Annotated in this window: 5 protein-coding genes; all 5 read right to left on the reverse strand. The window is 54.8% G+C overall.

From position 1 onward, the window contains the following. Positions 1–68: 68 nt before the first annotated feature. Positions 69–1,289: a hypothetical protein gene (locus JXR92_RS04365; protein WP_138346311.1), complete on the reverse strand. Its 1,221-nt coding sequence runs from the start codon at positions 1,287–1,289 to the stop codon at positions 69–71. Positions 1,290–1,327: 38 nt separating this feature from the next. Then, positions 1,328–2,911 carry a C2 family cysteine protease gene (locus tag JXR92_RS04370; RefSeq protein WP_138346314.1) on the reverse strand — a complete coding sequence of 528 codons (1,584 nt, stop codon included), beginning with the start codon at positions 2,909–2,911 and terminating at the stop codon, positions 1,328–1,330. Positions 2,912–2,943: 32 nt separating this feature from the next. Continuing rightward, positions 2,944–4,938 (reverse strand): RagB/SusD family nutrient uptake outer membrane protein, encoded by a 1,995-nt coding sequence (locus JXR92_RS04375; RefSeq protein ID WP_138346317.1) that lies wholly within the window; start codon positions 4,936–4,938, stop codon positions 2,944–2,946. A gap of 29 nt (positions 4,939–4,967) precedes the next feature. Beyond that, positions 4,968–8,144: a SusC/RagA family TonB-linked outer membrane protein gene (locus JXR92_RS04380; protein ID WP_138346320.1), complete on the reverse strand. Its 3,177-nt coding sequence runs from the start codon at positions 8,142–8,144 to the stop codon at positions 4,968–4,970. Positions 8,145–8,800: 656 nt separating this feature from the next. Further along, entirely contained in the window at positions 8,801–12,760 is a 3,960-nt protein-coding gene (locus JXR92_RS04385) for a helix-turn-helix domain-containing protein (RefSeq protein WP_226791284.1), read from the reverse strand. Positions 12,761–12,813: the final 53 nt, after the last annotated feature.

Raw genomic sequence — 12,813 nt, forward strand, 5'->3', positions numbered from 1 at the left:
GTTTGAGTACTGATTAAGTGGATTTTGTTTCATTTATCCGCTTAATCAGCATTTACATATTTGCTTTTTTATTGGAACTTAAACCATCCGTTTCCTGCCGGCTGGATGAAGTACGTATTTCCGTCCTTCTCCCATACCCAGAGCCCACTTTCGCAGAAGAGCAGGTCGATGAGGGGCTTGAATTGTTCTTTTGCGAGATTCACGTCGTTGCCATAGCCGCCGAAGGGAGTAGTGATGGCGGTGTTTCTGAAAAGCACGCACGAGTTTCCGTTATTGGCGGCTGCGTTCAGCTCGAAGAAGACATAGTGCCACTTGCCTGCATCTTCATCGCTGATGCTGCCCGGGCAGATGACGAGGTTGCGCGGCGAGCGGTTGTCCATCTCGAGTTGCGACTCGGGCATCAGCGAGAGGTCGAGGCTGCTTGCCTTGGCATCGATGATGTGGGTGTTCCAGTTGCCCATGTAGGCATCTGTCCAGGAGGCGCCTGCGTTGAAATCGAAGACGAGGCTGGCGTTGCCGATGACGGGCTGTGTGGCACCGTCGTAGTCGTAAGTGATGCTTTTCAGAGCGTGTCCCTTGATGTCCAGACCCGGGGCGGTGACTACGCCGAGGCGGTCATCCTCCACGTTGAGCACGAGGGCATGGTTGGTGTGCACCACCTTGCCGTCCGCGATGTCGGTGAGTTGCATGGACCAGTTGTTGTCGTTGTCCGAGCTCAGTGTATAATAGGCCAGTATATCGCCTCCCTTCTCACGGATGGCTCCGCAGCTGATGTTCTCGAGGGCCTCCACGCGGTGGAGGATGGCAGCCTTGGTCTCACGGTTCGCGGCAAGGTCGGCCGTGGTGACGGGCGAGAGGTTCATGGTGAGTCCGTGGGCCTGTCCTGTGGCTGCAATGAGGTCGGAGGCATAGCTGCTGATAAGGAATGTGGATTCCTGGTTGTTCTTGAGGTATTGCAGCGAGGTGTTTCCTGCCAAGGTCAGCAGCACGGTCTGTTCGCCCTTGAAGTCGAGGTGGTATTGTGCCTCCAGTTCGGGGCGGAGTATCTTTTCGTTTGTGTTGGTGATGACGTTTCCGTTTTCGTCGAACTGCAGGTAGAAGTCCACGCCTTCGTAGGAGAGTTTCCAGCCGTCGGCGGCGCAGAGTAGTTTCTTCACTTCCGAGGGGCGGAGGCGGGTTTCTTCGTTCATGGTTCCCTGGTCTTCCCAGTCTTTCCATACGTCGGTGGTGCCGCAGCCGCAAAGGGCGAAGAGGCACGAGGCGAGTAGTGTGTATCTTATCTTTTTCATTGTTTTTCGTTTTAGAATGTTGTTTTTCGGTAGTTTATTCAGAAAGCCCGCGGTGCAAGCACGGCGCGCGGGATGCGCATGGGTACCGGTGCATACGAGGGTGGCGTATAAGGCATCATCGTGCCTTGTGAGGCGTATCCTTTGGCGGCTCCGGGCGAGCAGATGCGCAGGTCGATGATGGGCGGTATCACACCATCGTCCTCAATCTGCAGCAGTCCGTCTTCTTTGCCGTCGCTGTAGCCGCCCGAGATGAGCGGGAGTAGTCCCCAGGGGTTGCGCATCACGAAGAGGTACTTGTTCGAGGGCGGCAGCAGGAAGTTGTAGGCGTGGAAGTTCACCGACTTGTATTTTCCGTCGATGGGCTTGTCTCCGTCCTTAAATCCGCCTATCACCAGCTGGCGCTGCATCACGAGTGACACTACGGCGCGTTTCATATCCTTGCCTGACAGTACGCCGGGGGCAAACGAATAGGTGTTACCGCTTCCGGTGAGGATGGCAGCTACGTATTCCGTGGCGATGCCGTTGATGCTCGACGAGCCTTTATAGACTTGCAGCCACTTGATGAGTGCTTTCTCTATGATGGTGGCCCAGGTCACGTTGTTCGTCTTGCCCGAGCAGGCGCCCAGTTTGTTGCCGTCGGCCACGAAGTAGTTGTCTACGCACACTTCCACCGGTTTCCCCATGGGGTCGAAGAGGCTGACGGCATACGTGTTGCCTTCCTTTTCCTTCAGCATGCTCCGGATGTATTTGGGATAGGTGTATGCCAGGTCGGCCATAACAGCCAATGCGCAACAGTCTCCTATGCTATGCTGGTTGATGTCGGCAGGCAGTGGGTCGCCGAAGGGGTAGATGGAGCCTGCCACGTCAAACGTTTTCCATGCCAGTCCGTCGAATGTCTCCGGCTGTGCGGTAGCGTTTTTCAGCCATTCCAAATCTTGGGCGGATGCCTTGCGGTCGCTCTCGTGGATGGTGCCCATGGGAGTGATTTGCGAGGCGGTCTTCCCGCCTGCCAAGCGGAGCAGGTCGTCTATGTTCTCGCCCGTGCTTGCGGCGGCAGACAGAGTCCATTCGGCTATCTGGGTGCTTTCGCTTCCGGCATTTTGCTTCACGTTGAGACGGTAGTAACGGTAGGTCACGTTGTTTTCCACTTCATACTCCTTCTTCTCCTTGCGCGAGCCGAAGGTCTGGTCGCTGCGCGAGTCTATCGTCTTCCACGTCTTGCTGTCGGTGGAGCCTTCCAGCGTCCATGCCTTGGGGTCCATTTCCGGAGCGTCGTCGGCAGAGGTGAGCGAGTAGGAGAGTACGGCCACGTTGCTGTTGCCGTTCCAGGTGATGCTGAAGCTGTTGTGGCGCGTGCAGTATTTCGTGCCCGCATCTCCGTCCACTAGCTTGGCTATGGAGCAGGCCTCGGGTGCGTCCGAGTATTGTGCCACTACAGTTCCGCCGCAGGGCATGTTGCGGTTTTCCGCGGGCAGCGAGTGGTAAGGCGACGAGTTGTCGCCCTTGTTTTCTCCGCCCGGTCCATCTCCGCTGTCCGAGGAGCACGCCGGCATGCCCGTAAGCAATGCCGCCGCGCTCAGGATAGAGAAAGTGAACAATCGTATGGATTTCAGTCTTATCATCTGTTATGATTTTAGTTGTTCGTTTCTCGTTCTTATTCCTGGCTCTCTCCCGTCTCTGCGTTCCAGCCCAGGTTCTGTACCATCTTCGGGTTACGACGGATCTCCTGGTCGGGGATGGGGAAGAGGTAGTGGCGTTTGTTGAAGACACGTGTCTCGGTCACTACTTTCTCGAAGAAGGCGGGGAAGTCTGCCTTGGAATTCATGCCGTGGATGTCTCCGCCTTCACCGCCACGGTGGTAAGAGGGATAAATCCAGTCGTCACCCACGGCCATGTCGGCCACCTTCCAGCGGCGCACGTCGTAGTAGTAGTTCCATTCGTAGGCCAGCTCGATGAGGCGCTCGCGACGGATGCGCTTGTCCACGTTGTCGCGGTCGGCAGGATAGGTGAGGAAGTCGTAACCGTTGGCATCCTTGCCGCCCTTGTTGCCGTAGCCCGGCACACCGGCGCGTGCACGTACCAGATTCACTTGCTGCATGGCTCCTTCATAGTCGCCGCAGGCACTCAATGCCTCGGCATAGCCCAGATACATGTCGGCCAGGCGCAACAGGTTGGCGCAGTGCTTGCCGCTCCATACGCCGTTGATGGGAGCCATCTTGCGTACGCCATATCCCTCTACCGGGGCGTCGTGTCCGGCTTTGTTGAAGCCTGAGTTGCCGTTCAGGCTGAACACGGAGGTAATCTTGCCCTGGTTGGTGTCGTCTTTCACCCAGGTGGAGCCGTTGAAGGTGATGTTGGCATAGAAGCGCGCCTCGCGGTTTTTCCATTGTTTCAGTACGTAGTTGGGTTCGTTTTCTTTCTCGTTGCGTGCCAGGAAGTAGTTGCGTGCGGGATTCATCGGGTTATTGTAGTCCTCGGTCACGGTGTACATGTCGGCCGAGGGGATGCCGTCGTATTCCTTGTAGTCGGGGTCGTCCACAATGCGCACACCCTTGTCCGTAAAGAAGAGGTCTACCATCTCTTGCGTGGTGCCGAATCCCAGACCGCCGCGGATGGAGCTTTCGCTCGATAGGTGTGCGTGGTAGGGGGTCACTTCGTAAGTATGGTCGCTGTGGTCTGCCAGACGGATGAAAATCTGCTCTTTGTTGTCATCGCCGTAGTGTACGCCGTCTGTAACTTGGCGGTACGATTCATAGAAGTCTACTGGGCCATTGCTGCCTGATACGGTGTAGAGCTTGTACTGGCTGCCGAATTGGTTGAAGAAGTCGGCGTATGCCTGCCGTGCGGCTTCCCACTTGGCTTGTGAGTATTCTTGCGGGAAGAGCTGCTTGCCGTCTTTGTTGCGTATTTCGGCATAATCGCTGTTGCCGTTGAAGAGCGGGCTGGCGGCGTAAAGAAGTACTTTCGCTTTGAAAGCCTTGCAGGCGCCTTTGTCGATGCGTCCCAGGTTGGAGCCGTTGTAGCGGTCGGGCAGGTCTTGAGCTGCGAGGTCGAGCTCGGCAGTGATGTAGTCGATGCATTCGTCTACGGAGTTACGCTCTTTCAGCAGTTCTTCGAGCGGGGTGTCCAGTGCCAGGGCATCTTCGCCTAAGAGCACTACCGGCCCGTACATGCGGAAGAGGTAGAAGTAGTAGAGGGCGCGCAGGGCACGGGCCTGTGCTTTCCACACCAGGCGGTCGTTGGCGCTGGCTTCGGCACAGCGGTCCACGTTGGCAATGAAGGAGCTTGCCTTGGAGATGCCTTTGTAGTAATTGATGAACCAGAAGTTGATCCAGCTGGACGAAGCGTAGGTCATACCCATGGTCCACTCGTTGCTGGAATGCCAGCTCCAGGTGATGTTGGCTTCGAGCGAGGCACCGGTAACAATGGTACCCGGCTGGTCGGAGTAGTTGGTGCTGTAGCGTTCTCTGGTTTCGTCGGGCACGTAGCTGTATACGTTGTTCAGAAACTGTTCGGTTTTCTGACGGTTGGTGAAGGTGTCTTCCATGTCATACTGTTCGCCGGGTATGGCATCGAAGAAGTCGTTGCATGAGCTCAATCCTACGGACATCAGCAGTCCCAGAGCTCCTATCTTGAATATATTTTTCATGAGTTTTCTTGTTTGTTTTGACGGGTGGATTAGAAATTCACGTTCACTCCTATGGAATAGGTGCGCGAGTTGGGGTACGACGTACCGTTGTTGGTGTTCAACTCTGGATCCCACAGCTTGAACTTCGAGAAGGTGAGCAGGTTGGTACCCATCACGTAGATTCGTGCGTTCTTGATGAACGTCTTGTTAAGCCATGCCTTGGGCAAGTTGTAGGCAACGGTCATCTGCTTGAGGCGCAGGAAGCTGACGTCCTTCTGCCACCAGGTACTGGTCTTGGTGTTGTTCTCATTGGCCGTGGCACCGTATTGCAGGCGCGGATAGAACACATCCTGGTTGGTGGGGTCGTCGGCCGACCAGCGGTCACCGATGTTGTCGTAGAGGTTAGAGTAGCCCGATGTATCGGCAAAGGGGTGGATGGCGTTGCCCGAGAGGCAGCGGTCGGCCTTTGCGGTACCCGAGAAGAGGGCGCCGATGGAGAAGTTACCCATCTGCAGGTCGGCACCGAAGCCGTAGTAGATTTTGGGCACGTCGCCTTGGCCGATGAGGCAGCGGTCGTAGTCGTCGATGACGCCGTCACCGTTCAGGTCTTTGTATTTCACGTCGCCCGGACGGGATACTTGTCCCGGATATTCTTCACCGAACTGCTTGGCATGGTCCATGATTTCTTCTTCGCTGGTGAAAAGGCCTTCGGCAATCCATCCCCAGCGGCCGTTCACGTTGGTGCCGCGGCGTTCCAGCCAAGGATATACGGCTGCGGGGTCGTCATTCTCGATGATTTCGTCTTCATTCCAGGAGATGTTTCCGCGTACGGTCAGGAAGGTACTCTTGCCCAGTTGCTGCATGTATTCCAGCGTGGCTTCGATACCTTTGTTATCCACGATACCCAGGTTGCCGTAAGGCATTTCAATGAATCCTGCATAGTCGGGGATGGTGGCACGCTGCAGGAAGATGTCCTTGCGGTGCTCCTTGAAGAGGTCTACCGACACGGAGAGGTTGTCGTTCAGGAATTTCAGGTCGATACCTAGGTCTTGCTTGCGTGAGGTAGACCATCCTACGTTGGCTCCGTACTTGGAGAAGCCCCATCCGCCTACACCGTCGTTGTTCACACCGAAGCGGTAGCCGCCTGTGCTTCCCATCTGGTCGAGGTACATGAAGCGGCGGTTGGTAACGGCGTCCGTACCTACAAGACCGTCGGTATAGCGTACTTTGAAGTAAGAGACGTATTTCTGCAACGGTTGCCAGAAATCTTCGTTGGAGATGGCCCAGCCCACACCGAATGCAGGGAACAGACCGAAACGTTTCTGCGGGCTGAAGTTCTCAGAACCGTTGTAACCCATGTTCACTTCAAAGAAGTAGCGGTCGTTCCAGGAGTAGGTTCCGCGAAGGGCGATGCCTTGTTGCTTGTAGGGTAGTGAACCTACCAGGGTACCATTGTCGTCTTTGGAGAGGTTCTGGCTGGTACGGTAGTTCTTCTGGCTATAAAGGAAAAGCCCGCCTACGCGATGCAGGCCGAAGGAGCGGTCGTAGTTGAGCGAAGCCTCGAAATAAGTGCTGCGGTTATCCGAAGAAGACTGCTCGAAACTCAGTTCGTGGTTTCCTTGATAGGTACGGTTCAAGCGGTATTCGCCGTTGGCGTCGAATACATCTTCGTTCCACAAGCCGGTTTCGCTGTCTTTGGAGCCGGCAAAGTAGTAGGTGTCTTCGCGTTTCTTATAGTAGAGATTGCGTGAGTTGTTCACGTCGAAAGCTATCATGGCTGTGGCGCTCAGTCCCTTGCTCCACTTCCAGAAGCCGAGGTCTTGTGTCACGCGGATGTTGGAGTTGAGCTGATTGCGTGCTTCGTTGGTATATCCGCGGCGTGTCAGGTCGGCGTATGGATTACGGAAGTCACCGTTGGACGATATGCCGGGGACAGAACCGTCGGGCATCAACTTGGGGAAATAGACCGGGTTGATGTCCATAGCTGCCGAGAAAAGGCTGGAGGTGGACTGCTGCGGGTAGTTTCCTTGTGCGAGGTAGCCGCTGAAGCCCAGGTCGATGGTGGTGGTCTCGGTGGGTTTCAGGTTGAGGTTGGCGGTGTAATTGTAGCGGTCGTAGCGCATGTTGGCATCATAGTTCTCCATTTGTGCGGTACGTGTCAGGCCTCGTTCGTTGTAGTAGCTCAGTGAGACGTAGTAAGTGGCATTGGGCACACCGCCGCGCACGCTCATGTTCACACGACGGTTGTGGCCCAGGTCGTTGAAGAGCTCGTCCATCCAGTTGACGGCCGGATAGAGGTATTGGTTGAACATCGTGGGGTTGTCGTTCGGCAGCAGACCGTTGGCCTTCTTCGTGGCCTCGATGTACTGCGAGGTATAGAGCAGACGTCCGTTGGTGTTCATGTTCGCTTCGTTGGCGGCATCCATATAGGTATAGGCATCGGCCAGTTGGGGACGCTTGGTCAGGGTGACGAATCCTTCGTAGTAGTCGAGGTTGAACTGCGGTTTGCCCACCTTTCCCGGCTTGGTCTTGATGATAACTACACCGTTGGCGCCACGCACACCGTAAACGGCCGTGGCAGAGGCGTCTTTCAGTACGGTGAACGATTCGATGTCTTCGGGGTCGATGTTGCTGAAGCTACGTTCCACACCGTCTACCAGTACCAGCGGTTTGGTGTTCTGGTTGGTGAAGGTGGAGATACCGCGAATCCAGATGTCGGAATCGTCGTGTCCCGGCTCACCCGTGCGTTGCACGGCTACCACACCTGCCAGACGGCCTGCGATGGAGGAGGAGAGGTTGGCGGTGGGCATCTTGATGTCATCCATCTTCATGGACGACTGTGCACCTACCACGGACACTTTACGTTGGTGTCCATAGGCCACTACCACTACTTCGTCCAGTGCCGATACGTCTTCGGCAAGAATCACGTCAATCAGGGTTTTCTTGTTCACGGCGATTTCCTGCGGTTTGTATCCTACGTAGGAAATGACAAGGGTAGGATTGGCAGTAGTCAGCTTCAGGGTGTACTGGCCGTTGATGTCGGTAATGGTACCGTTGCCCGTATCTTTTTCCTGTACGCTTACTCCGATGAGGAGTTCTCCTTTTTCATCGGAAACGCGTCCTGTCACTGTTCCGCTTTGCGCGTGAACCTCCAGACAGAACGTTGCCAAAAGCGCCCATATCCATAGCGCTTTCAAGTGATGTTTTTTCATCCCAAATAAGTTCATGTTACTTTGGTTTAAAAGTGAATATTAAGGTTACAAAAAATACTCGCGTTTTTTTGCTTCGGCGGCAAAATAAGGAGTTTGCCGATAAGGAACAGTCCGTGTGGGTGACAGATTTTTGGCAAAAGCGGGTGGTCGCTGTTGAGTACAAGGATGTTCTGTAGAGTACAGTTTAAAGTAATTGTAAATAAGAGTTTTATATGTGTGTGTGTCTATATAGAGCACAAGGAGAGAACAAGGTTGTGCCTCTTTTTAAAGTCGTGTTAAGCCTGAATCGGATGTGATTTTGCTTATAATGGTATACTTATGAGTCAAATTGATTAAGTGGTACTATCTTCATTTGATTCATATCTGATGGAAAATGAACAAAAGTTTTATATTACGTTATTGGAGATTCCGGGCGGATGGATGGCAATACTTGTTTTGACAGAGTCCGGTGCTTGACGCGACAGACACTGGTGTTTGTTATAACAGACACTGGTGTTCAAGACGACGGGCACTTATGTTTGTCAGCGTAAAGGTTGGCGGTCGTAAACCTCAACTTGGCGTATTCAGGCCTTCACTTCACGATGCTCATCGTGAAAAGAAGTTTCACCGGAATCCCCGATGGACAGGGTGATGCGGAAAAAGGTGAAAGATGTGCAGGCGTGAACAGGGAACTAAAGTGTCGCTTCTTCCTTTGGCCTGTTCTTCTCCCGATACTCTTTCGGTGTCATGCCGAACATGCGTGTGAACTCTTTGTAGAAATAAGAACGGCTGGAGATGCCTACTTCGGTTATCACGTCCTGAATGGAGAGCTCCTCTTCTTGCAGCAGGCGGCTGGCCTTCTCCATGCGGTAGTTGCGGATGAGGTCGCTGAGCGACAGCGTGGAGACATCCTTCAGACGGCGATAGAAGTTGCGCGGGCTCATGTTCATGCGTTCGGCAATGAAAGCCGAGCCCAGTTCTTCCTGCTTCAGGTTGTGGGCGATGACTTGCAGCAGCCGGCGTATGAATTCCGTCTGCTCGTGGGTAGTGCAGCAGATGTGGTGTGCCAGTTCGCCCAGCTCGTCCATGTAGATTTGCTTGGCCTCGTGCTTGCCATAGATGGCCACGTACACCAGCTCGCGCAGGAAAAGGATGTCGTAGGGCAGTGTCAGATAGGAATCAGCCCACAGCACCAGTTCGCGTTGCACCGACGAGCTGACCTGCCACGTCAGCAGCGGGATGAAGGGGATGTGCGACAGCAGCGTACGGTTGCGCCGAATATGTTCCATGAAGCGCTCTTCGGCTCCTGCGTATACCGAAAGGTCGGCTATGAATACCGAAGGAAGCGAGCGGCGCATCTCTTCGAAGGCTTCTTCGATGGTGCGCACGGGCATGACGTGATAATCGTCGGCCAGCAGGTTGCTGACAAGCCACGTCATTTCGGCACGTTCTTCGAGCAGAAGGACACTTTTCTTCTCTCCTTCGGCAGATGCTTCGTGAGTGACGGGGGCAAGGCTCAGGGTGAGGCTCTGCCACGGCTCTTCGCAGTGCAGTTCGGTGTGGGTCACTTCGAGGGTAGATTGTACGAAATGTGCCAGTAGCTGTATGCCGAAGGTGGAGTCGGCACTTTTCTGCTTGGGTGGTTGGGTTTGATTGGTGAGGGCGTCATGCAAATATTTCATGCTTTTGCCCTCGCCGGTGAAGGTCAGGTACAGCCGATCTCCGTGGAGCGAGGCTTCCACTTGGGTAGGTTGGGCTCCGGTTTCTTTGGTTATCCGCAGGAAACAGTAGTAGAGGATGCTGTAGAGCGCATTCTCGTAGACCGGAAAGGTGAGACTGGAAGGGGTGGAGAGGCGGATGCCGGTGGTTGCGATCACTTGCTTGTCTAGGGTGTGCAGCACACGTTCCAGAGTTTCCTTCACGTTGACCTCGGCCGTCACGATGAAGCGGTTGGGGAAGAAGAGGTGGAATTCTTCACCCCGCAGCGTATCGGGATGCAGGAGGGCGGTCATGAGGGTTTCGCGCATGGTTTCTACGGTTTCACGCTGCTCGGCAGGCGTGAGGTTGTCGGCACGGAGGCGGTCGCAAGCCTGGTAGAGCAGTGTAAGGCGGTCCAGCATGCTGCGGCTGTAGTCCGCCATGTTGGTGGCATCCGGTTCATCGGGGCGCTGGAAGCGTGTGGTAAGGCGGCGGTACGACCGTTTGCGGTGGAATGCGTAGCCGGATATCCCTGCCACGAGCAGGAACAGCAATACATATACTGCACAAGCTGTCTTGCTCAGGTACCAGGGCGGCAGGATGCGGATGGGCAGCGAATAGTATTTGAATTCATTGTCGAAGACGTCCTTCTTATATTTTATATGGAGGATATAGTTACCTGTGGGTATGTGTGTGTAGAACGTTTCGTTGGCATTGCTGAAGGGCGACCATTCCCGGTCGTATCCTTCCAGCCGGTAGGAGTATTCGATGTCGTTGGCCGAGAGGAAGTCGGGTACGGCAAAGGTCAGCGAGAAGGAGTTTTCGCCGGCCGGCAGTTGCAGGGCCTTTCCGTTGTCGGTATAATAGTCGGACAACGCCACTTGGCGGCGTCCCAGGCTGAGCTTGCGCAGCAGTAGGTCGGGGTAGCGGTCGGGCGTGCTTTTGTCTTTCTCCTTCTTCAGATAGAGCAGTCCGTCGATGCCACCGAAGAAGAGCCGTCCGGAGTAGGGGCAACGGTAGTAGGCATCGTCGCTGAACTCGCCTACCTGCATGCCCGAGTTGTAATAGTAGGTGTGAAACGATTGGTTTTCCGGATTGTACTTCACCAGTCCCCGGTTGGTGGAGAGCCAAAGGAAGCCGTGGTTGTTCTCCAGTATGCCGTGAATCATGTCGTTCAGCATGCCTTGGCTGCGGTCTATGCAGCGTGGGGTGGCGTGCGTGGTGGGGGCGGGCAGGATGATGAATCCCGAGGTGCTGCCCACGTAGAGGTTGCCCAGGCTGTCGGCGTGTAGGCTCAGTATATCGTCTGTCGGTTTGTGGAGCAGGGACTTCAGGGAGATGACGGTATACTCGTCCGTTGTCTTGTTGAACTTTACGATGCCCTGGCCCCGGCTTCCTAGCCATAGGAGCGAGTCGCCTCCGGCTGTCATGGGGAAGAACATGGTAATTTCTTTCTGTTTGTGGAAGAATTCGTAGGGCACGACCCGTTTGGTGCGGAACAGCTTCCCGTCTCCTTCGAACGTGATTTTGCGGAAACCGCTGCCCGAGGTGGATATGTAGAGCGTGCTGTCGTTCTCCTCGTGCAGGTCGTGCACCTCGACGGTAGTATCGGAGAGATGGCCTTCCACTTGCTGCAGGGTGTGGTCGTCGTAAGAGTAGAAGTAGAGCCCCGGCGTGCCCGTGCCCAGCCAGAAACCGTTGTAATAGCGACTCTGTTTCAGTATGTAGACGTGGAATTCCCGTTCCCACTTCCGGTAGTCGGTGGCCTTCTGCCGGCCTTCGGGGGCAATCACTTCCGTTTTCTCGGGCTTGATGCCCTCGTCGTAGCGCGATATGTGCAGTAGTCCGTCGCCCTTGGTGCCGAACCAGAGGTCGCCCTGCGTGTCGGTCATGATGGAGCGCACCTGTCGGTTGAGGTTGGGTGAAAGGCTGCCGAGCAGCAAGTTGGTGGCAATGTCCTGCTTGCGCGAGTACATCAGTGCCCCTTGTCCATCGGTGCCCACCCAGAGGATGCCTTGCTGCGGGTCGTGGAAGATGTCGTAGATGCGCACGTTGCGCTCTATCATCTCTATCTCAAACTTGTGGGAGGTGCAGAGGCGTATCAGCCCATGTGTGCGGAAGGCGATGATGATGTCCTCGTGGAAGGGTACGATGCCCTCTATGTCGTCTCCATACGCCAGCAGTGAGGCGAGGTTGCGGATGTAGATTTTCGTCTTGCGCGAGAGGTCATAGAGGTAGAGGTCATGGTCCGAGTCGATAAAGCAGAAACAGTTGTTCTGGTAGAAGATGTGTCGGATGGCTTTGGGATGGAAGGCGCTCGTCACAGCGGTTGGTTTCACGGAGAGCGAGTCCTTCTCGAAGTTGTCGATGGACACTTGTATCAGCGTGCCCGTATCTTGTGGGAAGAGCCAGAAGATACCGTTGGGGGTGACGAACGAGCGGCGGTCCATGTCCTCGGTCGATACGGTAGGTGCTTGCAGTTTGACGAACCGTTCAAGGCGCGGGTTGTAGAAGTAGAGTGTATCTTGTGCAATGATCCATGTGTCTCCGTGCTGGTTGGAGTGCAAATAGTAGTCCTTGAACTCGTAGCTGCCCACTACCTTGCGGGCTGTCGGCGACAGACGGTTCACGCCCAGGTGTGTGCTGATCCAGAGGCATCCGTTGTCTGCCTGGTTGATGGCGTGGATGATGTTGTTGTTCAGTGTCTTTTCGGGCGAGAACTCAGAGCGGAAGATTTCCATGTTTCGTCCGTCATAGCAGTTCACCCCATCGTAGGTACCCAGCCACATCAGTCCTGCTGAGTCTTGGTAGAAACAGAATACGGCGCTGTGTGACAATCCTTGCTGATGGTCTATCCTGCTGAGGAAATAAGTATTGTCCGGAACAGTGTTGCCGGCTGGAGACGGCACTGCCTGAAGGAGCAGGACAATTATTAGTAGGAAGTATTTTTTCATATATATTAGTAGTATTCTTTTGGCGTTTAAAATACAAATGTAGAAAATTCTTC

Source organism: Bacteroides parvus (assembly GCF_017309675.2).
GTDB lineage: Bacteria > Bacteroidota > Bacteroidia > Bacteroidales > Bacteroidaceae > Bacteroides > Bacteroides uniformis.

Coding starts and splice junctions, on each gene's coding strand:
- JXR92_RS04365 (WP_138346311.1), bottom strand. CDS start 1,289: ATGAAAAAGATAAGATACACACTACTCGCCTCGTGCCTCTTCGCCCTT.
- JXR92_RS04370 (WP_138346314.1), bottom strand. CDS start 2,911: ATGATAAGACTGAAATCCATACGATTGTTCACTTTCTCTATCCTGAGC.
- JXR92_RS04375 (WP_138346317.1), bottom strand. CDS start 4,938: ATGAAAAATATATTCAAGATAGGAGCTCTGGGACTGCTGATGTCCGTA.
- JXR92_RS04380 (WP_138346320.1), bottom strand. CDS start 8,144: ATGAACTTATTTGGGATGAAAAAACATCACTTGAAAGCGCTATGGATA.
- JXR92_RS04385 (WP_226791284.1), bottom strand. CDS start 12,760: ATGAAAAAATACTTCCTACTAATAATTGTCCTGCTCCTTCAGGCAGTG.